The following is a 21,412-nucleotide window of genomic DNA, read 5'->3' as shown; positions in this document are numbered from 1 at the left end:
ATCGTCGCGCTACCGAACGCCTACCCCGCCCTAGTTGTTCGCCTGCTTCTTAAAGAACGACGGGATCGCAACCTCCGGCTGAGGGTCGGGTTCGCCTTCGGGGTCGGGGGCGAGCGTCGTGACGGCCGGGCGCGCGGCGGGCTTGCGGCTGAGGTTCATCATCTTCTCGAACAAGGTCAGCGGCTTTTCCTCGACCTCGGGCTGCGGGCGCATCGGCGTCAGTGCAGCCGGGGTCGCCGCAACGACCGGGGCGGCGGGCTGCGGCGGCGCCGGGGTGAAGCGGATCATCGGCTCGGCGGGCTCGTCGACGACGTCGTCGAGGCTGAGGTCGAGCGGCTCGGGTTCGGGTTCGGTGACGGCGTGAGCGCTCGCGCTGACGGTCGGCTCGGGGGCCGGTGTGCGCGGCGCGGCGGCAGTCGGGAACGCCGACGCGGTGCCGCCGAACGCGGGCATCGTCCGCGTCGTGCTGACCGCCGGAGTCCGCGCGACGACGTCGATCCCGGTCGCGACGACCGACACCCGCATGACGCCGTTGAGATCGGGGTTGAACGCCGAGCCGACGATGATGTTCGCCTCGGGGTCGACCATCTCGCGGATGTGCGTCGCGGCTTCGTCGACTTCCATCAGGCGGAGGTCGTCGCCGCCGGTGATGTTGATGATGACGCCCTTCGCGCCGCGCATCGAGACTTCGTCGAGCAACGGGTTGGCAATCGCCTTTTCGGCCGCCTCGATCGCGCGGTTCTCGCCCGATGCCTCGCCAGTGCCCATCATCGCCTTGCCCATTTCGGACATGACGGTGCGGATGTCGGCGAAGTCGAGGTTGATCAGGCCGGGCATGATCATCAGGTCGGTGATGCCGCGGACGCCCTGGTGGAGAACCTGGTCGGCCATCGCGAACGCGTCCTTGAAGGTCGTGTTGGCGTTGGCGATGAGGAACAAATTTTGGTTCGGAATGATGATCAGCGTGTCGACGTGCTTCTGCAGCTCGACGATGCCTTCCTCGGCCGAGCGCATCCGCTTGAGGCCCTCGAAGGCGAACGGCTTGGTGACGACGCCGACGGTCAGGATGCCCTTTTCACGCGCGGCGCGGGCGACGACCGGGGCCGCGCCGGTGCCGGTGCCGCCGCCCATGCCGGCAGTGATGAAGCACATGTGGCAGCCGTCGAGCGCGGCTTCGATCTGCTCGATCGTTTCCTCGGCAGCGGCTCGACCGATCTCGGGACGCGACCCGGCGCCGAGGCCCTGGGTGATCTTGAGCCCGAGCTGGATTCGCGTCTCCGCCTCGCTGACCGCAAGGCTCTGCGCGTCGGTATTGGCGACGACGAAGTCGACCCCCTGGAGGCCGCTGACGATCATGTTGGTGACGGCATTGCCGCCGGCTCCACCGACGCCGATGACAGCAATCCGCGGCTTGAGCTCAGTCAGCTCGGGACGCTTGAAATCCACCATATCTCGTCTCCTCTTCCAACTGTCATACTACAGACGGTGAGTCTGGTCCAAGTACTTCACAGGCTAGAACGTAATTTATCGACCATTTGCTGGAGCCGCCCCGACGGCTTCCCGCCCTTCGCGGCGGACGCGGTCGACGGCTTGGCATTCCACATGTCGGGCAGGTCTTCGGCAGCGAACAAAGCGAGGCCCGCAAGCGTCGCGAACGCGCACCCCGACTGCGCATCGGGCAGCCCCGTCAGCCCGCGCGGGCGGCCGAGACGGACGTTCTTACCGAGCACGCCTTGGGCGAAATCGGCGATCGACTTGATCTCCGCGCCTCCGCCAGTGAGCACGACCTGCCGCGCCTGTGGTCCGGTGAAGCCCATCTGCGGCAGCAGCAGCGCGACCTCGCCGAACAGCAGGTCGAGCCGGTGGCGGACGACCGCGACGATCTGCGACTTGGGCACGCGGAGCGGCTCGGCAGTGTCGTCGTCGCTGATCGGCGGCACCTCGATGATGTCGTGATTGTCCTTCTGCGCGGTGATCGCCGCGCCGTGGAGCGTCTTCAACCGCTCGGCATGGCTGCGCCGCGTCGCGAATGCCGAGGCGATGTCGTTGGTGATGTCGCCAGCGCCCATCGCGATCGAAGCGACGCCGACCAGCTGCCCCATCATGTGGACCGCGATGTTGGTCACCCCTGCGCCGATCTCGACAAGCGCGACACCCAGCTCGCGCTCTTCGGCGGCGAGGACCGCGAGGCTCGATGCGGCGGGGGATGCGACCATCGTCCGCACCCCGAGATGCGCGCTGCGGACCGCGAGGTCGAGGTTGCGGATCGGCGGCGTGTCGGCGGTGACGATGTGGATGTCCATGCCGAGCCGGTCGGCGTGGAACCCGACCGGGCTTTGCACTCCGGTCAGCCCGTCGATCGAATACAATGCGGGCTGGGCGTGGAGGACGGTGCGGCTGCCGGGGTCGATCCGTGCGCGCCCGGCGGCAAGCAGCGTCGTCATGTCGGCGGCGGAGATCTTGTGGCCGCCGATATCGATCTCAACGTTCTCGACCTCGCTGCGTAGGCCGCCCGCCGACATGTTGACGTAGACCGCCTCGGCCTGGACCCCGGCGTTGCGTTCGGCCTGGTCGACCGCGGCGCGGATCGCGCTCTCGGTCTTTTCCATGTCCGCGACGAGCCCGCGGCGGACGCCGTGGCAGACACGCTGGCCGACGCCGATGACGCGCGGGTCGGCGCCGTTCGCGCCGATCAGCGCGATCAGCGCCGCGACCTTCGACGTGCCGACGTCGAGGACGGTGACCGTGCGTTCGCCGCGCTGCGGTTTGGCGGTGCTCAAATCGTCACCGGCTTATTCGGCGTCTTCTTTTTGTCGGGCTTGACCGGTGCCGCGACGCGCACCGTCATCTGACCCGGCTGGCGGAGATCGAACCAGACATAGCCCTTGCCGAGCATCCCGGTCTTGCGGTCGAGCGCGTCGAACTTCGCCAGCGCGGCGGGTGCGAGCGCGCCCTCGGGGAGCGCGAGCGTCTCGCCCGACTTGAAGCGCAGGTCCCAGCGCCGTTGGCCGACGAAGGTCGCGGCGTCGACCGTCCCAGCGAGGCGCGGCTGGCCGCCGAGCAGGGCCAGCAGGTCGTCGACGTGCTCGTTCGCCCCCGCGCCGACGATCAGCGGCAGCGTGGCGAAGCGGTCAAGGTGGTCGCCGGTCAGCGCGATGCCGCTGCGGTCGACCGCCGCGAGCTTGTGATGATACTGCCACAAAGCGACCGGGCGGCGCTCGACGATATCGACGATCAACGTATCGGGCAGCCGCCGCGCGACGCTCGCATCGGCGACCCACGACAGCGCCCGGAGACGAGCGCGTGCCGCGGACAGATCGACGAGCAGCATCGAGTTGGTCGGGCCTTCGAGCGCAGCGGTGACGACCGCGAGCCGGGGGGCGTTGGCGACGCCGTGGACCTCGACGTGACGGACCTCGAACCCGGCACGGCTCGCGGCTTGCGCGGTCGACAGCCACGCGCGCTCGGGGACGTGGAGCAGGATCGCGACGACCGCAGCGGCGACCAGCGCGAGCGCGAGGAATCCCGCCGCGACGTGCCGCCACAAACGCGCGGCGGCGACGGGCACGCGGACCATCGGCACCGGCTCGCGCTTCTTCGCCACCGGACGGCGCGCGGGGGCACGGCGCTTGATCACCGCCGTCGTCATGCCGCGCTCGCGAGAATACGCGCGACGAGCGCATCGTAATCGATGCCGCGATACCGCGCCTGTTCGGGGACGAGGCTGAGCGCAGTCATCCCGGGCTGGGTGTTGACCTCGAGCAGGTACAGCCCGCCGACGCCCTGCGACGGGTCCCAGCGGAAGTCCGACCGCGACGTGCCCCGGCAGCCGAGCGCGACATGCGCGCGGACGGCGATATCGAGCGCGGCGGCGGTGATGTCGTCGGGCAGATCGGCGGGGCAATGGTGGACGGTGCGGCCCTCGCTATACTTTGCCTCATAGTCGTAGAAGCCCTGCGCGGTGGTCAACTCGGTCACCGCCAACGCCCATGGGCCGCCGGGCCCGTCAAGCACTGCGGTGGTGAGTTCGCGCCCGGCGATGAACGGCTCGGCGAGGAGTTCGTCGAACTCACCCCACGGCCCCGGCACGTCGCGTGCGATCGGGTTGCCGTAGTTCGAGGCGTCGGTGACGATCGCGACGCCGACACTCGACCCTTCGTTGACCGGCTTGAGGACGTAGGGGCGCGGCAGCGGGTCGCCGTCGTGGAGGCTCGCCGAGGTGACGACGCGCCCGCCCGGCATCGGGATGCCCAGCGGCACGAGTACCGCCTTGGTCAACACCTTGTCGATCGCGATCGCCGACGTCCGCAACCCCGAATGGGTGTATTTGAGCCCCATCAGGTCGAGCATCCCCTGCACGCTGCCATCCTCGCCCGGCGTGCCGTGGAGGGCGTTGAACACGACATCGGGAGCCGCAGCGGCAAGCCGCGCGGCGACGTCGCGGCCCATGTCGATCGTGACGACCTCGTGGCCGAGGTGTTCGAGCGCGGCGGCAATGCCCCCGCCCGAGGTCAGCGACACCTCGCGCTCGGCGGACCAGCCGCCCATCAGGACCGCGACCTTCATGGCCGCTGCTCGACAGGCCGGCCAACCCGGGCGATTTCCCAGTGGAGGTCGACTCCGCTGTGCGCGAGGACGCGCGTGCGAACCTCCTCGCCGAGCGCTTCGATATCGGCGCTCGTCGCGTCGCCGGTGTTGATCAGGAAATTGGTGTGCTTCTCGCTGACCTGCGCGCCACCGTGGCGGAGTCCCCGGCACCCGGCGGCATCAATTAGCCGCCACGCCTTGTCGCCGTCGGGATTGCGGAAGGTCGAGCCGCCGGTACGCGAACGCAGCGGCTGCGACGCCTCGCGTTCGGCGGCGATCCGGTCCATCTCGGCGGCAATCGTCGCGCGGTCGCCGGGGGTGGTACGAAACGTGGCGCTGACGACGATGCTGTCGGCGGGGAGCGCGGAGTGACGATAGTCGAATCCGAGGTCTGTCGCCGCGACTGTCGCGATCGAGCCGTCCCGCGCGACGACGGTCGCCTCGATCAGGCAGTCGGACACGTCGCGGCCATAAGCTCCGGCATTCATCCGTACTGCGCCGCCGACGGTGCCGGGGATGCCCCGGAGAAATTCGAGTCCCGCCAGCCCGGCGTCGCGCGCGGCGCTGGCGACGGTAATTCCCATCGCTGCGGCTCCCGCGCGGACGGTGTCGCCGTCGATGGTCACGGCGGCGAACGACTTCGGCAAGCGGACGACCGCCCCGTGCACGCCGCCGTCGCGGACGATGAGGTTCGATCCGACCCCGACCGCCATCACCGGCACGTCGTCCGGGAGGTCGGCGAGATAGCCGCGCAGATCGTCGAGGTCGGCGGGGCGGACGAGCCGTTCTGCCGGGCCGCCGGTGCGGAACCAGATGAAATCTGCGAGCGAGCCGTGCGGCTCGATCGTGCCGCGAAATCCCTCTCCCCTTGAGGGAGAGGGACAGGCGTGCCCTTGCACGCCAGGGTGAGGGTGAGTGCCGAGCGCGCTCATCCGCCCCCTCTCCCCGGTTGCGCGAAGGACGCAACCTGTCCCTGCCCTTCGAGGGGGGAGGGAAGCAGAGGCGTGATCGCAGCGGCCAATCCAGCCGCCCATTTCGTGATGTCCCCCGCGCCGAGACAAACCACCATATCCCCGGGCTGGATGAGCCCCGCGAGCTGCTCCGCCAGATCGGCCGCCCCCGTCGTCGTCGCGACCGACCGGTGCCCCGCGCGCTTTAACCCGACCGCGAGCGCATCGGCGTCGACCCCCTCGATCGGCGCTTCGCCCGCGGCATAGACCGGCGCAACGATGACCATGTCGGCGTCGTTGAACGCGGTCTGGAACTCGGTCATCAGGGACTGGAGCCGCGTGAAGCGGTGCGGCTGGACGACGGCGATGACCCGGCCCTGCGCGCCTTCGCGTGCCGCCGACAGCACCGCGCGGATTTCGACCGGGTGGTGGCCGTAGTCGTCGATGATCGCGACCCCGCCTACTTCCCCGACCTTGGTGAAGCGCCGCTTGACCCCGCCGAAGCGCGCGAAGCCGGTCGTGATCGCGGCGTCGCTGATCCCGAGTTCGACCGCGACCGCGACTGCGGCAAGGGCATTCTGGACATTGTGGCGGCCCGGCATCGGCAGGTGCAGCGGCTCGATCCGGCGCTCGTTGCCCGCGCGGTCGCGGACGACGGCGGTGAAGCTGTTGCCGCCGGGCACCGGGGTGACATTCTCGCCGCGGACGTCGGCCTGCGCCGAAAAGCCGTAGGTGATGATCCGCCGGTCCTGGACCTTGGGCAGCATCGCCTGGACCTCGGGATGGTCGAGGCACAGGATCCCCGCACCATAAAAGGGGACGTGCTCGATGAACTCGACAAAGGCGTCGCGCACCCGGTCGAAGCTGCCGTAGTGGTCGAGATGTTCGGGGTCGATGTTGGTGACGACGCCGATCGTGCCGTGGAGTCGCAAGAAACTGCCGTCAGATTCGTCGGCCTCGACGACCATCCATTCGCCCGCGCCAAGGCGTGCGTTCGAGCCATAGGTGTTGATGATGCCGCCGTTGATCACCGTCGGGTCCATGCCGCCCGCATCGAGCAACGCCGCGATCATCGACGTCGTCGTCGTCTTGCCGTGGGTGCCGGCAATCGCGACGGTCGACTTCAACCGCATCAGCTCGGCGAGCATTTCGGCGCGGCGGACGATCGGGATGCGCCGCTCGATCGCCGCCTCAACCTCGGGGTTGGCGCGCTTGATCGCGGTCGAGGTGACGACGACCGCAGCATCGCCGAGGTTCGCTGCATCGTGGCCGATCATCACGTGGATGCCGCGGTCGCGCAGCCCCTCGATGACATAGCCCTCGGCGACGTCGGACCCCTGCACGGTGTAGCCGAGATTGTGCATCACCTCGGCGATGCCCGACATGCCGATGCCGCCGATGCCGATGAAGTGGATCGTGCCGATCTCGCGGGCGATTCCGGTCATAGGTGCGGGCCGGTCATGTCTGTGTTCCAAGGCTGGTCGCGAGGTCGGCGAGCTTTGCGCCGGCGTCGGGATGACCGACGCTCTTGGCCGCTTGTGCCGCCTTTGCCAACGCCCCCGGAGTCGTCAGCAGCGAAACAATCGCCGCGGCGACGGCGTTGGGGGTGAAATCGGCCTCGCGCAGCATCGGCCCGGCCCCGGCGGCAACGAAGGTCGCGGCGTTGGCGGCCTGGTGGTCGTCGGTCGCGGCGGCGAAGGGGACGAGGATCGCGGGACGCCCCGCAGCGGCAAGTTCGGCCATCGTCGACGCGCCCGACCGGGTGATGACGAGGTGCGACGCGGCGAGCCGGGCGGCGAAATCGGCGAAGTAGGTTTCGAGCACTGCGGTCGTCCCCTGATCGACGTAAAGCGCGCGGACGGCGGCGATGTCCTCGGGCCGGCACTGCTGCGTTACGCGAAGCCGCGCACGCAAATCGTGCGGCAGCCGCCCGATCGCGGCGGGGACGACGCGTGACAGGATCGTTGCGCCTTGGCTCCCGCCGGTGACGAAGATTTCGATGACGCCGTCGGTGGAGGGATACGGCGCGGCGCCGATCGCGGCGATGTCGGCGCGGACGGGGAGGCCGGTGAAGACGGTCTTCGGTCCGTACCTTGGCGCGAGCCGCTGCGTCGGTTCGAAGCTCAGCGCGATCCGCGTCGCCGGCCCCGCAAGCAGCCGGTTGACCCGGCCGAGGACCGCATTCTGTTCGTGGAGCACCGCCGGGCGCTTGAGCCCGATCGCCGCAAGCAACGGCGGCAGCGACGGATAGCCGCCGAAGCCGACAACCGCGGCGACGTGCTCGGCAAGGAAGAACGCTTTCGCCTCGCCCCGTCCGCGCCAGACCTTCGCCAGCATCCGCACCCAGCCGAGCGGGTTCTTCCCACCGAGCACCGCAGACTCGACGATCCGCGTGGCCACGCCATCGAACAGCCCGGGGAAGCGAAGCCCGCGCGCGTCGGTCATCAGCGTGACCCGGTGGCCGCGCGCAATCAGCTCGCCCGCAAGGACGTGCGCCGGGACCATGTGGCCGCCGGTCCCGCCCGCTGCGACGACGTAGTGGCGGGTCATGCCGCCCGCGCCGCCGCCGCGTACGGCGACGCCTTGAGGTACGGATTACGGCGGGTCAGCGCGAGGAGCAGCCCCATGCCGATCGACAGCGCGAGAAACGACGAGCCGCCGTGGCTGACGAACGGCAACGTCATCCCCTTCGACGGCAGCAGCGCGAGGTTGACCGCCATGTTGATCGCCGCCTGCAGGCCGAACTGGATCGCGAGGCCGGCGGCGGCGAGGAAGACGAACGGCTCCTCCTCGTCGAGCAGCTGGAGGAGGACGCGGACGACGATCGCGAGGTACAGCACCGCGAGCATGAAGCAGGCGATCGCGCCGAACTCCTCGCCGATCACCGAGAAGATATAGTCGGTCTGCGCCTCGGGCAATCGGAATTTCATCTGCCCCTCGCCCGGTCCTGCGCCGAACAGCCCGCCCGCCTTGAAGCAGTCGAGCGCGCGGTCGATCTGGTAGGTGTCGCCGGTGCCTTTGACGAAATGGTCGATCCGTTCGGCGACGTGGGTCGACGTCAGATACGCGACGCCCATCCCGGCAACCGCAAAACACGCGAGCCCGCCGATGACCATCACGCTCATGCCGGCGAGGATCGCCTGCGCCGCCCAGACCGCGGCGAACAACGCCGTCTGGCCGAAGTCGGGCTGCTTGATCAGCAATGCCGAGATGACGACGAGAAGCCCGAACGACAACTGCATCGTCGGCAGCGTCCGGTCGTCGAAGCGCGCCGCAAGCAGCCACGCGGTGGTGACGATGAACAGCGGCTTGAGGAACTCGGACGGCTGAAGCTGGAACCCCGGCAGGTTGATCCACCGGACCGCGCCGTTGACCTCGCTGCCGACAAAGGGAACGGCGAACAGCATGACCAGAAAGCCGATCGTGCCGCCGATCGCGACACGCTTCGCCCACGTCATCGGCAGCATCGAAACGCCAAGCATCAACGGCACGCCCGCGAGGACCCACATGATCTGACGCTTGAGGTAGAACAGGTCGTCGACGTGGAAATTACCCCCCGAATAGCGGCGCGCGGCAACGGGCGAGGCGGCGGCGACGGCGATCACGCCGAGGCCGATCAGCAGCAGCACCAATGTCAGCAGCGGCTTGTCGATCGTCCAGAACCAGCGGCCGAGGGTCGAGCGGTCGTTGCGCGACAGATGCTTCACAGGGCCTCCACGAGTTGGCGGAAGGCGGCACCGCGCGCCGCATAATCGGTAAACTGGTCGTAGCTGGCGCACGCGGGCGACAGCAGGACGGTGTCGCCGGGGCGGGCGGCTGCGGCGGCGAGCGCCACTGCGCGGTCGAGCGTCTCCGCCATCACCACCGGCACCCGCCCGTCGAGGATATCCGCGAACACCGGGGCCGCCTGCCCGATCAGATACGCCGCGCGGACATGGCCGAGGAACGGCAGGCACGCGTCAAGCTCGTCGGTCTTGGCGAGGCCACCCGCGATCCAGTGGACGTGCGCGAAGGCGGCGAGCGCCGGAGCCGTCGAGGTCGGGTTGGTCGCCTTGCTGTCGTTGACGTACGCGACCCCCGCGACTTCGGCGATGCGCTCCATCCGGTGCGGCAGGCCGGGGTAGCTGGCAAGGCCGCGCGCGATCGTCGGGCGATCGATGCCGAGCACGAGCGCGGCGGCGACCGCGGCGGCGGCGTTCTGCGCGTTATGAGGCCCGGCGAGCGCGGGCCAGTCGGCCTGCGCGCCCTCGTCCACCCCGCCGAAAACCAGCCGCCCGCCGGTGACGCTGACGCCCTCGCCGAGCCGCGTCGCCGCCGAAATCGGAATGACCCGCGCGACGGCGTCGTCGCCGATATCGCGCGACAGGCGGTCGTCCTGCCCGATGATCGCGAAGTCGGCCGGAATCTGCATCGCGAACAGCCGCGCCTTCGCCGCCGCATATGCTGCCATCGTCTTGTGGCGATCGAGGTGGTCGGGCGTGATGTTGAGCAGCACCGCGACCTCGCTGACGAGGCTGTAGGTCAGGTCGAGCTGGAAGCTCGACAGTTCGAGGACGTACACGCCGCCCTCTGCCAGCGGCTCCTCCGACAGGATCGGCGCGCCGATGTTACCGCCGAGGCGCGCGGGGATGCCGGCCGTGACGAGCATGTGGTGGATCAGCGCGGCGGTGGTCGACTTGCCGTTGGTCCCGGTGACGGCGACGACCTTGTGGGCCGGCAGTCCGGCGCGCGCCTGCGCGAAGAGCTCGATGTCACCGATGACCGGGATGCGTGCGGCGACGGCGCGACGGAACAGCGGCGCGTCGTGGGGGACGCCGGGGGAGACGATCATCGCGTCGAGTTTGCTCAGATCGGCAGAGTGGAGATCGGTGAGCTCGCCCGCGAAAGTCGCGCGCGCGGCCTCGCCGTCGTCCCACGCGAGCGCGGTCGCGCCGCTCGCGGCAAGCGCGGCGATCACCGACTTGCCGGTGCGCGCGAGCCCGAAGACGCCGAATGTCTTCCCGGCCCAGAGGGTGGAGGTGATCACCGCAGCTTCAACGTCGACAGGCCCGCGAGCGCGAGGATCAGCGACACGATCCAGAAGCGGATCACCACCGTCGACTCGCTCCAGCCGAGCTGTTCATAGTGGTGGTGCAGCGGCGCCATCTTGAAGACGCGCTTGCCGGTCGTCTTGAAGCTGACGACCTGGACGATGACGCTGACGGTCTCGAGCACGAACAGCCCGCCAATCAGCAGCAGGACGATCTCGTGGTTGGTAACGACCGCGATCGTTCCAAGCGCGCCGCCCAATGCGAGGCTTCCGGTGTCGCCCATGAAGACCGCCGCCGGGGGCGCGTTGAACCACAGGAAGCCGAGGCACGCCCCGATCAGCGCCCCGACGAACACCGCGAGTTCGCCCGATCCGGGGACATGGTGGATGCCAAGATAATCGGAAAAGCGAATGTTCCCCGCGACATAGGCGATGACGCCGAGGGTCAGTGCGGCGATGATCACCGGCATCGTCGCCAGCCCGTCGAGCCCGTCGGTCAGATTGACCGCATTGCCGAACCCGGCGACGATGAACGCGCCGAAGATGATATAACCGAAGCCGAGGTACAGCCCGGCGTCCTTGAGGAACGGCAGATACAATGTGTGGCCATCGCGGGTGCCGATGTACCAGACCGCCGCCCCGGCGATGACGAATTCGAGGAGCAGCCGGATCCGCCCCGACACACCCTTGGCCGAGCGTTTCACCACCTTGTCATAGTCGTCCATGAAGCCGATCGCGCCGAAGCCGAGCGTGACGAACAGGCACGCCCAGGTGAAGCCGTCGGTGACGTCCATCCACAATACGGTCGATACCGTCATCGAAATCAGGATCATCAGCCCGCCCATCGTCGGCGTGCCTTTCTTGGTCAGCAGGTGCGACGCGGGACCGTCACTGCGGATCGGCTGGCCCTTGCCCTGCTTGCCCTTGAGCCACAGGATGAAGCGCGGCCCGATCCACAGCGCGATGATCAGCGCGGTCATCACCGCCGCGCCCGAGCGGAAGGTGATGTAGCGGAACAGGTTAAGGACGCCCTCGAACCCAGCCATCTTTGCCAGAATGAAGATCATGCCGCCGCCTTTCGCAAACGCGCGACGAGTGAACCGAGGCCGACGCTGTTCGACCCCTTGATCAGCACCACGTCGTTTGCCGCAAGGGCCTTATCGAGGATCGCGAAGGCATCCGTCGCGTCGGCGGCGCGGGTGGTCGTAATTCGGCGCGGCAGGGCGTCGGCGAGTGCCGCCATCGCGTCGCCGACGAGGATTGCGCGGTCGACTCCCGCCGCCTCGACCGCCGCCGCGAGCCCGGCGTGGAAGCCGTCCGACCCGTCGCCGAGTTCGCGCATCTCGCCGAGCACCGCGATCCGCCGCCCCTGCCCCGCCGGCTTGACCCCGCCGAGGACGCCGAGCGCCGCCGCCATCGACGCTGGGTTGGCGTTGTAGCTTTCGTCGATCACCGTCGCCGTGCCCTCGTCGCGCAGCACCGCAAAGCGCGCGCCGCGCCCCGGCAGCTCGGTCAGTTCGGCGAGCGCGAGACCGGCAAGCGCGAGATCGCCCCCCGCCGCGTCGACCGCAGCAAGGACCGCGAGCGCGTTCGACAGCCAATGCGCCCCGGCCATGCCGATGCGGAACATCAGGCGATGCTCGCCGATCGTCGCGGTCGCGGTCGTGCAATCGGGGTGGTGCGTGAAGGCGGTGGCGCGGACGTCGGCCCCCTCCCCCAACCCGAAGGTGACGATGCGCGCGGCATGGTCGCGGGCATGGCCGATCAGGCGGTCGCGGTGGGGGGAATCGAACGGGACGATGGCGACGCCGCCGGGTTCGAGCCCGGCGAAGATCTCGCCCTTGGCATCGGCGATCGCCTCCTCGCTGGCGAAGAATTCGCGGTGGGCGCTGGCGATCGCGGTGACGACGGCGATGTGCGGGCGGACGAGGCGGGTCAGCGCGGCGAGTTCGCCCGCATGGTTCATCCCCATCTCGAACACCCCGGCGCGGGTGTCGGCGGGCATCCGCGCGAGGCTGAGCGGCACGCCGGTATGGTTGTTGTACGACTTGACCGAGGCGTGGACGCGGTCGGGCATCGCCCGGGTCAGCGCGAGGCGGATCGCCTCCTTGACCCCGGTCTTGCCGACGCTGCCGGTGACGCCGATGATCTTTGCACTGGTCCGCGCGCGGGCGGCGACGGCGAGCGCCGTGAGGCCGGCCATCGTATCGACGACCTGGACGTTGGGGGCGTCGATCGACTCGCTGACGAGGAAGCCGCTCGCACCGCGCTGGACCGCCTGATCGACGAAGCGATGGCCGTCGGTCGCCTCACCCGAAAGCGCGACGAACAAGTCGCGCGGGCCGACTTCACGCGAGTCGAAGGTGACGCCGTCGACGGCGAACGCGCCCGAGGCGAGCCCGCCGGTCGCGGTCGCAATGGCGTCGGAGGTCCATAGCGGGGTCACGCCGCAGCCTCGTGCGCGATCTGCTCGGCGACCTCGCGCGCGACGACGACATCGTCGAACGGCAGGACGCGGTCGCCGACGATCTGACCTTGTTCGTGGCCCTTGCCCGCGATCAGGACGACGTCGCCCGGACCGCTCGCGCGGATCGCGGCGGCGATCGCGGCGCGGCGGTCGCCGATCTCGGTTGCTCCCGGCGCCGCGGCCGTGATTGCCGCGCGGATCGCTGCCGGGTCCTCGGTCCGTGGATTATCGTCGGTGACGATGACGTCATCGGCGAGGTCGACCGCGACCGCGCCCATCAGCGGACGCTTGCCGGTATCGCGGTCGCCGCCCGCGCCGAACACCAGCCGCAGACGGCCATCGGTATGCGGGCGCAGCGCCTCGATCGCGGCACGGAGGCCGTCGGGGGTGTGGGCGTAGTCGACGTAGACCGGCGCGCCCGACTTCGCGATCACCGCGCGTTCGAGGCGTCCGCGCACCGGCTGGACCCGGGCAAGATTGGCGAGCGTGCCCGCGACGTCGCCGCCGGTGGCGATCACCAGCCCCGCCGCGACGAGCGCGTTCGCCGCCTGATACGCGCCGATCAGCGGCAGCTCGACGCGGTAAGTCTTGCCGGCGACGACGAGATCGAGCGTCTGGCCGAGCCTGGAAGGTGTGCGCCCGGCGAGCCGGATGGTATCGCCAGTGGGGCCGACGGTGTGCGGCACTTGTGCGCGCTTGTGCGCGGCGGCGACGACGCGGCGGCTCCACGTCGTGTCGGCGTCGCACCACACGACAGGAACGCCTGCGGGATCAAGGACTTCGCTGAACAGCCGGAGCTTCGCAGCGAAATACGACTCCATGTCACCGTGGTAATCGAGGTGGTCGCGGCTGAGGTTGGTGAAGGCAGCAGCGCCAACATGAAGCCCCTCGGTGCGGTACTGCGCCAGCCCATGACTCGACGCCTCGAAGGCGACATGCGTCAGCCCCTCGCGCGCCAATCCGCCCATGTTGGCGAGAAAGGTGACGACGTCGGGGGTCGTCAGCCCGGTCGAGACCTGATCGTCGGCGGTCGTCACGCCGAGCGTCCCGATGCTCGCGGCGTGTTGACCCGCCAGCCGCCAAAGCTGCCGCGTCAGTTCGACCGTCGAGGTCTTGCCGTTCGTCCCGGTGACCGCGACAGCAACCTGCGGGAAAGGCGCGAAGAACTTGGCCGCCATCGCCGCGAACAGCCGCCGCGGCTCGTCCGCCGACAGATGCGGCACCCCGTCAACCCGCGCTCCGGCCCGGGCGACGACCGCAACCGCGCCGTTGGCGATCGCCGCGGCGATATAGTCCTCACCGTTGACCGTGCTACCGGGGAATGCGCCGAACACCGTCCCCGGCGCGACCTTGCGATGATCGAGCGCGAACCCCGTCACCGGCAGCGCCCGATGCGCCTGATCGACCTCGGCAAGGTCGCCTAAGTTCATGCTATTCCTTGTCCGGCGCGCTGGCAGCCAGCCCGAGCATGCCGTTTACATCGATGTCGTGCGTCATGTCGGGCGCGACCCCCAACATCGGCCCGATCCGCGTCACGATCTTCTCGATGATCGGCGCCGAAACCTGTCCGGCGGTCGAGTAACCCCCCGTCTTCTTCGTTCCGTGCGGCGCGTCCAGCAGCGCGATCACGACATAGCGCGGCGCATCCATCGGAAAGGCGGCTGCGAAGGTCGAGATATTGACGTGCTTTTCGTAGTGCCCGCCCTGTTGCTTTTCGGCGGTTCCAGTCTTGCCGCCGACGCGGTAACCGGCGGCGTTCGCCTTCCGCCCGGTGCCCGAGAGAACCACCATCCGCAGCAGTGCCCGCATCTGGTCGGAGGTGCTTTCCTTGAAGATGCGCTTGCCCGGTACCGCCTGGCCGGGTTCGACCTTCAGCATCGTCGCCGGGCGGAAGATGCCGCCGTTGACGACCGTCGCATATGCCGTCGCCAGATGCAGCGGGGTCACCGCGATGCCGTGACCAAAGCCGACCGTCATCGTCGCGATCTCGCCCCAGTTATTTGATGCCGGGTACAGCGTGTGCCCGCGCTCCATCAACTCACCGCTGACCGGCGACAAAAAGCCGAGCGCGTCGAGATAGGCCCGCTGCCGGGTCGCGCCCAGTTCCGCCGCCATGTGCGCGGTGCCGATGTTCGACGAATGGATGAAGATGTCCGGTACGGATGCCCAACGACGCAGTTCGTGACCGTCGGGGTCGTCGTGAATTGTGAAGCGGCCGATGTGGATAGGTGCGGTCGCATCGTACTTCTGGTCCATCGACTTGATGAAACCATCGTTGAGCGACATCGCGATCGTCATCGTCTTGAAGGTCGAGCCGAGCTCATACACTCCCAGCGTCGCCCGGTTAAAGCGTGCATTGTCGCTGGCGTGCCCGGCTGCGTTGGGGTTGAAATCGGGCAGCGACGCAAGGGCGATGACCTCGCCGGTGTGGACGTCCATGACGATTCCGGCAGCGCCGAGTGCGGTGAACTCGGCCATCGCCGCGCCGAGCTCGTTTTCGAGCGCCTGCTGAACGCGGCTGTCGAGCGCGAGGAAGACCGGCTTGCCGCGTGTCGCCGGCGCGGTCAGGCGGGTGTCGAGCGCGCGCTCCATCCCGTATTTACCATGACCGTCGATATCGGTGTAGCCAATGACATGCGCGGCGAGATCGGCATTGGGATACAGCCGCTCGGGCTCGCGCTCGAGCGTGATCGCGGGTTCGCCGAGGTCGTTGATCCGTTTCGCCTGCTCCGGCAGGACACGACGCGCGATATAGCGGAATGCACCCGGATGGGTGAGCTCGAAGTAGATTTGCCCCGGGGTCTTGTCGGTCAGGATCGCCGCCAGCGACTGCGCGAGCGCGTGCGGGTCACCGATGAGCTTGCGCGGGGCGACCGCGACCGCGACCGCGTCGAACGTCCGCGCGAGCTCGATGCCGTTGCGGTCGAAGATGTCGCCGCGTGGCGGGATCGGTGCCGCGAAGGCTTCACGCCCGCCGGTGTCGCGCTCGTGGAGCAGCGCAAGGTCGGCGAGGCGCAGGCCGAGAATCCCGGCGATCGCAACAAACAGCAGGACGCACGTCATCAGCCGCGTCCGCGCGCGGGCGAGCGCCGCTTGCCGTTGACCGGCTAGCGGGAGCGTTCGCCGCGGCAGCGCCGCCATAATCACCGCAGGGCGATCTTCTGGAAGGTTGCAGTCTGGCTCGCAGCGACCGCAACGAGCCGCGCGTCGACGCTGAGATCGTTGGCGATGCGCGGCGCCGTGAACGCGACGCGGCGGATCGGCGCGACCGGCGCAGGCGCATCGCGGACGACCGCAGCCACCTCGACCGGCGTGTGCGAGGGGAGCGGCGCAGCATAGCTTGCGAGGAGGACCGGACTGCCGAGCAACTGCTCGGCACGTGGCGGGGCAAGCGCGAGGACCTGCTCGTTCCAGCGCTGAAGCTCGGGGAGCCGCGCCCGCGTGCGGAGTTCGGCCTGGAGGAGGCGGATGTCGGCGGTATCGCGCGCGATCCGCTGGCGCGCGGCGTCGATCCCGGCACGCTCGGTCGAGGCGCGGAGCGAGACGGTGTAGCAACCCATCGCCGAGGCGAGCGCGGCGGCGATCATCGCGGCGGATTTGAAGCTGGTTTTCATGCGGCTCTCCATGCTGGGGCGGCGGTGCGGACGGCGGCGCGCAGCGTCGCGGACCGCGCCCGGGGGTTGCGATTATTCTCTTCGTCGGACGGGCGGACCGGCTTGGCCGGTGCCATGAAGGTCGGGGCCGGACCGGCGTCGGCCATTGGGAGATGCCGCGATCCCGCTGGAGCGCTTCCCGAGCGGTTGCGGAGGAACAGCTTGACTGCGCGGTCCTCGAGGCTGTGGAAACTGACCACCGCGAGGCGTCCGCCCGGGCGCAGCAGGCGCTCTGCCGCGCGCAGACCGGCGTCGAGTTCGCCGAGCTCGTCGTTGACGTACATCCGCAGCGCCTGGAACGTCCGCGTCGCGGGGTCCTTGCCGGTCTTTAACGCGCCACAAACGCTGCGAACGAGCCCGGCGAGCTGCGACGTCCGCTCGAACGGGCGGTCGTTGACAATCGCGCGCGCGATTCGGCGCGCCTTGGGCTCGTCGCCGAGCTTGAACAGGACGTCGGCGATTTCGGCCTCGCCTGCAGTGTTGATGAAGTCGGCAGCGGTCGGCCCGTCGCTGCCCATCCGCATATCGAGCGGCCCATCGGCCATGAACGAAAAGCCGCGCTCGGGCTGGTCGAGCATCATCGAAGACACGCCGATGTCCATCGCCACCGCGTCAACGCCGTCGACGCCGCGCGCCGCAAGTTCGCTATCCATCGCCGAAAACCGGCCCTCGATGAGGATGAGGCGCGGATCGTCGAGCGGGTTGGCGGCGATCGCGGTGCGGTCGCGATCGAACCCCCAGATATGCCCGACACCGCAGTCGAGTGCAGCGCGCGAATATCCGCCCGCCCCGAAAGTCGCGTCGACGTAGACATCGCTGTCGGTCAGCGCGAGCGCTGCCATGACTTCTTCGAGCAGGACGGGAACGTGGCTCATGCCTCGCCCCGCGCATCGAGCAAGCGGCGGACCATCCGAACGACGCGCGGGTCGAGACCGGGCCGCGCGATGAAACGCTGCGGGTTCCAGATCTCGAAATAGTCGCCCATGCCCCAGAACAAGGCGAGCCGGTCAATCTCCCCGGCGTCCTTCATCGCTGCCGAGAGGATGATCCGCCCGGTGTCGTCGATCGGGAATTTTTCGGCCGAACCGAAGGTTGCGCGAAAGCGGTCGTCGCGAGCTTCGCTGTAATCGCCGGCGAAACGGGCTTCGAGTTCGGCGCGTGCCTTGGCCGGATAGCCCTGGTCATAGCCGACGAGGCAATCGGCGCGTTCGGCGGGGCCAAGGATGACGGCTCGCGTTTCGGAGCGTGCGGCGATGACGTCACGGAAGCTCGACGGAACCGACACGCGCTGCTTCGCGTCGATTGCGTTCAAAGCATTACCGAGAAACGATTCGTCCACCACTCGTTTGATCCGCCCACAGCCTGCAAGCTTCAGGGCAAGACCTTCCCGGGCCCATCGACCGGGGTCGATACGCTGGCGGTTCGGATAATGCGAAAACCCCTATGCTTGCTGTGGACAAGCGCTACATGGGCTTTCGTGGTCTAGCAATGGGAAATCGTGGGAAACATCCCGAAATCACGTCCAAAATACAGCTTGTTCTTCGTCTCTTCTGTTTTGGACCCGTTTTGTTCGGCGCTGTTAACCGGCGATGAGACCTGTGGATAAGTCTGTGCAATAAGTTATACGATTTCTTAACTACAACGACTTGCGGTTCATCTTGGGCCGCCCGGTTGCCGGGTGGATCGGTCCGCCGTCAGCTCTTTGGCGGCGCCCGCAAAATCGGCGACGTCGGAGCAGCGCTCTTGTGCAAAGTCGCGTCGGTTCCCGAGCTCGGCGCGACTCCAAGAACGGCAAGCGTCTCGGCCTTCGGATCGACCGGCGACGCTGGCCGCGAGGACCGAATGCCCGCAGCCGCGGACACCACGATCAGGAAAATCGCGGCGAGTCCCGTCAGCCCGGCATTGATCCGCTGCGCGGTGCACGATGGCGTCGTCCGGGCAGTACGTGAATGTCTGTCCACTGGCCCTCACTGGCAAAACAATTGCCCGGCCACGCCGGACACGCGAACCTCAGGGCGATCCGCATCGTCGTCTTGTTAAGGACGTGTAGTACCGACTTATGCGTTTGTCGAGCCGACGAGCCACGGCGGCGGCGTCAGGCCTTTCGCCGCACACCATGCCGGGTTGTAGATCGTCGATAGATAGCGCAGCCCCGAATCGCACAAGATGGTGACGATCGTCTTGCCTGGACCGAGATGTTCGGCGAGCCGGATCGCCCCCGCGACATTGATTCCCGACGATAATCCCAGACAAAGGCCTTCGTGCTCGAGCAGCTCGTGGAGCAGTGGAACGGCCTCGCGATCGGGAATGCGAAACTGTGCGTCGACGGTCAGCCCCTCGAGATTCGCGGTGATCCGGCTCTGACCGATGCCCTCCGCAACCGAGCTACCTTCCGAACGCAATTCGCCATGCGCGAACCAATCGTACAGCGCCGCGCCTTCGGGATCGCTCAGCGCGATGGCGATGTTCGGAGCGACTGCGCGCAGGCCGAGCGCGACCCCGGCGAGCGTTCCACCGGTGCCGACCGCGCAGGTGAAGCCGTCGACCGCGCCCCCGGTTTGCGCCCAAATCTCGGGCGCCGTCGTCTTGATATGCGCCAAGCGGTTGGCGATGTTGTCGAATTGGTTTGCCCAAACTGCGCCCAGCGTCTCCTCGGCGATCCGCCGCGACTGGTGGACATAATGGCACGCGCTCGAATACGGCGCGGCGGGCACGAGGACGAGCTCGGCCCCAAGTGCGCGCAACGTCGCCTGCTTTTCGGCGCTCTGCGTCTCGGGCATGACGATGATCGTCCGGTAGCCGAGCGCATTGCCGACGACCGCGAGCCCGATCCCGGTATTGCCGGCGGTCCCCTCAACGATCGTTCCGCCCGGCGCGAGCGTCCCGCGCGCTTCGGCATCGCGGATAATATAGAGCGCGGCGCGATCCTTGACCGACCCGCCGGGGTTCATGAATTCGGCCTTGCCGAGGATCGTGCAACCGGTTCGCGCCGATGGTCCGCGCAGCTTGACCAGCGGGGTATTGCCGATCAGCGCGGTGACATCGGCGGTGGGGGGAATGACCATCTTGTCCGCTTAGCGGCGCGGAGCCGGAGCGTGCAAGCAAGCGATGATTGCCGTGGGCAAAGCCGCCATTGGAGCAAACCCGGCTTTGCGCCGCGCCGGTCGAGCGGCTAACGCAGGCCCATGTCGCCGCGCATCGTTCTCCTCGCACTGCTTCTCGCCGGTTGCGGCGCGAAGGATGGCGATCCCGGCGCGACATTGCGCGCCGATATCGTCGGCCACGAGACAAGTGATACCGGCGCGCCACGTCGTGCAATCGTCGCGGCGACGCAAGTCGGGCTGACGAGCTTCGACGGCGCGGGTCAGGTCGTGCCCGGTCTCGCATCGAGCTGGCGGATCGCCGACAACGGGCTCAGCGTCATTTTCCGACTGCGCCCGCGCGCATGGCCCGACGGCAAGCCAGTGACCGCGACCGACGTCGTCGCCTCGTTTCGCCGCGCCGCCCAGCCCGGAAGCCACAACGCATTGCGCTCGCTTTTGCTCGGTTTCGAGAACGGCGCCGAGGTGTTGTCGGGGGCTAAACCAGTGTCCACGTTGGGTGTCGGTGCGCCTGTGGATAACGTTGTCGAGGTCCGCCTCGCCGGGGCGATGCCGTACCTCCTCGCCTTGCTTGCCGAACCCGAGTTCGCGGTAACGCGGCCGGGCGTTCGGCCACCCCCATTGGGCCCGTTCCGCCTTGCCGATTCGGACAAGGTGCCTGTCACACTGACCCGCAACCCGGCAGCAGTGCCGAACCCGAAGGTGACGCTCGCCGGAATCGCACTGACTCCAGCCGAGAACCCGGGCACGGCGATCGCCCGCTTTGCTCGCGACCGCACCGATCTCGTTATCGGCCATGGCCTCGCCGGGTTCGGTGACGCCCGCCTGCTGGCGGCGTCGAATGCGCTTCACGTCGAGCCGTCGTGGGCGGTCTACGGCTATCTCGCCAATACGACGCACGGGCCGCTCGCCGACGTCCGCGTCCGCCGCGCCTTGTCGATGGCCATCGACCGCGACGACCTCGGCAGCCGCCTGTTCGGCGTGGCGCTTCCCCCCGTCCTCGGCCTCGTCCCGTCGCTGCCGAGCGAGCGCGTGCCCGCGTTGCCCGATTGGGCGATCAGCGCCCCCGCCGCGCGCCTCGACCTCGCACGGCAGTTGCTCGCGGCGGCGGGTTTTTCGACGACCGCCCCGCTGACCGTGACGATCAGCCTGCCCGATGCGCGCGAACACACTATGGTCGCGACCGAAATTGCCGCCGACTGGGCGCGGATCGGCGTCAGGACGCAAACCGTGACCCGGCCCGATGTACTGCACGCGCAGGCGATCGCGCGCGGCGATTATGAACTGGCACTGGTCGAGCGCTCGGGCATCGATTCGCCGCTGGCGTTCCTGCTGCCATACACCTGCGCCGCGAAGACCGCAGGCTATTGCAACCCGGCTGCCGACACGATCGTCGAGAGCGCCGCGGCGACCGCCGACCCCACGGCACAGGCGGCAGCGCTCGGGCTGGTCGAAGTCGCGATGATCGCCGACACACCGTTCATCCCGTTGTTCGCACCCGTCCGCTGGGCGCTAGTCGCGCGCCGGGTGACCGGCTGGACGAACAATGCGGCCGGGCACCATCCGCTCGCGCTGCTCGGGATCGAAGGCGGGCGGTCGGAGAGCCGTTAGCGCGGCGAGGACGT

Annotated in this window: 18 protein-coding genes; 1 reads left to right on the top strand and 17 read right to left on the bottom strand. The window is 68.5% G+C overall.

Annotation, left to right across the window (positions count from 1 at the left end; genetic code table 11):
* Positions 1-30 precede the first annotated feature (30 nt).
* The 17 genes from ftsZ to KTC28_RS07760 all read right to left on the bottom strand — a co-directional run bounded on the left by ftsZ (position 31) and on the right by KTC28_RS07760 (position 19,751).
* A complete protein-coding gene (ftsZ, locus tag KTC28_RS07840) occupies positions 31-1,449 on the bottom strand; it encodes a cell division protein FtsZ (RefSeq protein ID WP_216708387.1) in 1,419 nt (472 codons plus the stop codon).
* Positions 1,450-1,505: 56 nt separating this feature from the next.
* On the bottom strand, positions 1,506-2,780 hold the full coding sequence (ftsA, locus tag KTC28_RS07835) for a cell division protein FtsA (RefSeq protein WP_216708386.1): 1,275 nt from the start codon (positions 2,778-2,780) through the stop codon (positions 1,506-1,508).
* Positions 2,777-3,649: a cell division protein FtsQ/DivIB gene (locus KTC28_RS07830; protein WP_216708385.1), complete on the bottom strand. Its 873-nt coding sequence runs from the start codon at positions 3,647-3,649 to the stop codon at positions 2,777-2,779. Before KTC28_RS07830 ends, ftsA begins: the two co-directional genes overlap by 4 nt.
* Positions 3,646-4,566: a D-alanine--D-alanine ligase gene (locus KTC28_RS07825; RefSeq protein ID WP_216708384.1), complete on the bottom strand. Its 921-nt coding sequence runs from the start codon at positions 4,564-4,566 to the stop codon at positions 3,646-3,648. Before KTC28_RS07825 ends, KTC28_RS07830 begins: the two co-directional genes overlap by 4 nt.
* Entirely contained in the window at positions 4,563-5,519 is a 957-nt protein-coding gene (gene murB, locus KTC28_RS07820) for a UDP-N-acetylmuramate dehydrogenase (RefSeq protein WP_216708383.1), read from the bottom strand. The genes KTC28_RS07825 and murB overlap by 4 nt, the downstream gene beginning before the upstream one ends.
* Positions 5,516-6,982, bottom strand: coding sequence for a UDP-N-acetylmuramate--L-alanine ligase (gene murC / locus KTC28_RS07815; protein WP_216708382.1), 1,467 nt, complete (start codon positions 6,980-6,982; stop codon positions 5,516-5,518). Before murC ends, murB begins: the two co-directional genes overlap by 4 nt.
* A gap of 13 nt (positions 6,983-6,995) precedes the next feature.
* Entirely contained in the window at positions 6,996-8,087 is a 1,092-nt protein-coding gene (locus KTC28_RS07810; RefSeq protein WP_216708381.1) for a UDP-N-acetylglucosamine--N-acetylmuramyl-(pentapeptide) pyrophosphoryl-undecaprenol N-acetylglucosamine transferase, read from the bottom strand.
* Positions 8,084-9,244 (bottom strand): FtsW/RodA/SpoVE family cell cycle protein, encoded by a 1,161-nt coding sequence (locus tag KTC28_RS07805; RefSeq protein WP_216708380.1) that lies wholly within the window; start codon positions 9,242-9,244, stop codon positions 8,084-8,086. Before KTC28_RS07805 ends, KTC28_RS07810 begins: the two co-directional genes overlap by 4 nt.
* On the bottom strand, positions 9,241-10,563 hold the full coding sequence (gene murD / locus KTC28_RS07800; protein ID WP_216708379.1) for a UDP-N-acetylmuramoyl-L-alanine--D-glutamate ligase: 1,323 nt from the start codon (positions 10,561-10,563) through the stop codon (positions 9,241-9,243). The genes KTC28_RS07805 and murD overlap by 4 nt, the downstream gene beginning before the upstream one ends.
* A complete protein-coding gene (gene mraY / locus KTC28_RS07795) occupies positions 10,560-11,633 on the bottom strand; it encodes a phospho-N-acetylmuramoyl-pentapeptide-transferase (protein ID WP_216708378.1) in 1,074 nt (357 codons plus the stop codon). The genes murD and mraY overlap by 4 nt, the downstream gene beginning before the upstream one ends.
* Positions 11,630-13,012, bottom strand: coding sequence for a UDP-N-acetylmuramoyl-tripeptide--D-alanyl-D-alanine ligase (locus tag KTC28_RS07790; protein WP_216708377.1), 1,383 nt, complete (start codon positions 13,010-13,012; stop codon positions 11,630-11,632). The genes mraY and KTC28_RS07790 overlap by 4 nt, the downstream gene beginning before the upstream one ends.
* Entirely contained in the window at positions 13,009-14,463 is a 1,455-nt protein-coding gene (locus KTC28_RS07785) for a UDP-N-acetylmuramoyl-L-alanyl-D-glutamate--2,6-diaminopimelate ligase (RefSeq protein ID WP_216708376.1), read from the bottom strand. Before KTC28_RS07785 ends, KTC28_RS07790 begins: the two co-directional genes overlap by 4 nt.
* A 1-nt stretch (position 14,464) precedes the next feature.
* Entirely contained in the window at positions 14,465-16,174 is a 1,710-nt protein-coding gene (locus KTC28_RS07780; RefSeq protein ID WP_216708857.1) for a peptidoglycan D,D-transpeptidase FtsI family protein, read from the bottom strand.
* A gap of 2 nt (positions 16,175-16,176) precedes the next feature.
* Complete coding sequence (locus KTC28_RS07775; RefSeq protein WP_216708375.1) at positions 16,177-16,647, bottom strand: hypothetical protein; 471 nt, start codon at positions 16,645-16,647, stop codon at positions 16,177-16,179.
* Positions 16,644-17,561 carry a 16S rRNA (cytosine(1402)-N(4))-methyltransferase RsmH gene (gene rsmH / locus KTC28_RS07770; RefSeq protein ID WP_216708374.1) on the bottom strand — a complete coding sequence of 306 codons (918 nt, stop codon included), beginning with the start codon at positions 17,559-17,561 and terminating at the stop codon, positions 16,644-16,646. Before rsmH ends, KTC28_RS07775 begins: the two co-directional genes overlap by 4 nt.
* Positions 17,558-17,998 carry a division/cell wall cluster transcriptional repressor MraZ gene (locus KTC28_RS07765; protein WP_216708373.1) on the bottom strand — a complete coding sequence of 147 codons (441 nt, stop codon included), beginning with the start codon at positions 17,996-17,998 and terminating at the stop codon, positions 17,558-17,560. Before KTC28_RS07765 ends, rsmH begins: the two co-directional genes overlap by 4 nt.
* Before the next feature lie 745 nt (positions 17,999-18,743).
* On the bottom strand, positions 18,744-19,751 hold the full coding sequence (locus KTC28_RS07760) for a cysteine synthase A (RefSeq protein ID WP_216708372.1): 1,008 nt from the start codon (positions 19,749-19,751) through the stop codon (positions 18,744-18,746).
* Between the two features lie 120 nt (positions 19,752-19,871).
* On the opposite strand from KTC28_RS07760, the gene KTC28_RS07755 reads away from it, so the two are divergent.
* The gene (locus KTC28_RS07755; RefSeq protein ID WP_216708371.1) at positions 19,872-21,398 is read left to right on the top strand and encodes a peptide ABC transporter substrate-binding protein; all 1,527 of its coding nucleotides are present in this window, start codon (positions 19,872-19,874) and stop codon (positions 21,396-21,398) included.
* Positions 21,399-21,412 lie beyond the last annotated feature (14 nt).

Origin of the sequence: Polymorphobacter megasporae (assembly GCF_018982885.2) — a bacterium.
GTDB classification, from domain to species: Bacteria; Pseudomonadota; Alphaproteobacteria; order Sphingomonadales; family Sphingomonadaceae; genus Polymorphobacter_B; species Polymorphobacter_B megasporae.
Note: the sequence above shows the minus strand (reverse complement) of the source record. Positions and strands in the feature narration are given on the sequence as shown.

What these genes read in the sequence shown, in the direction of transcription:
- ftsZ (WP_216708387.1), bottom strand. Translation starts at nt 1,449, where the DNA reads ATGGTGGATTTCAAGCGTCCCGAGCTGACTGAGCTCAAGCCGCGGATT.
- KTC28_RS07830 (WP_216708385.1), bottom strand. Translation starts at nt 3,649, where the DNA reads ATGACGACGGCGGTGATCAAGCGCCGTGCCCCCGCGCGCCGTCCGGTG.
- KTC28_RS07825 (WP_216708384.1), bottom strand. Translation starts at nt 4,566, where the DNA reads ATGAAGGTCGCGGTCCTGATGGGCGGCTGGTCCGCCGAGCGCGAGGTG.
- murB (WP_216708383.1), bottom strand. Translation starts at nt 5,519, where the DNA reads ATGAGCGCGCTCGGCACTCACCCTCACCCTGGCGTGCAAGGGCACGCC.
- murC (WP_216708382.1), bottom strand. Translation starts at nt 6,982, where the DNA reads ATGACCGGAATCGCCCGCGAGATCGGCACGATCCACTTCATCGGCATC.
- KTC28_RS07810 (WP_216708381.1), bottom strand. Translation starts at nt 8,087, where the DNA reads ATGACCCGCCACTACGTCGTCGCAGCGGGCGGGACCGGCGGCCACATG.
- mraY (WP_216708378.1), bottom strand. Translation starts at nt 11,633, where the DNA reads ATGATCTTCATTCTGGCAAAGATGGCTGGGTTCGAGGGCGTCCTTAAC.
- KTC28_RS07785 (WP_216708376.1), bottom strand. Translation starts at nt 14,463, where the DNA reads ATGAACTTAGGCGACCTTGCCGAGGTCGATCAGGCGCATCGGGCGCTG.
- KTC28_RS07780 (WP_216708857.1), bottom strand. Translation starts at nt 16,174, where the DNA reads ATGGCGGCGCTGCCGCGGCGAACGCTCCCGCTAGCCGGTCAACGGCAA.
- KTC28_RS07775 (WP_216708375.1), bottom strand. Translation starts at nt 16,647, where the DNA reads ATGAAAACCAGCTTCAAATCCGCCGCGATGATCGCCGCCGCGCTCGCC.
- rsmH (WP_216708374.1), bottom strand. Translation starts at nt 17,561, where the DNA reads ATGAGCCACGTTCCCGTCCTGCTCGAAGAAGTCATGGCAGCGCTCGCG.
- KTC28_RS07760 (WP_216708372.1), bottom strand. Translation starts at nt 19,751, where the DNA reads ATGGTCATTCCCCCCACCGCCGATGTCACCGCGCTGATCGGCAATACC.
- KTC28_RS07755 (WP_216708371.1), top strand. Translation starts at nt 19,872, where the DNA reads ATGTCGCCGCGCATCGTTCTCCTCGCACTGCTTCTCGCCGGTTGCGGC.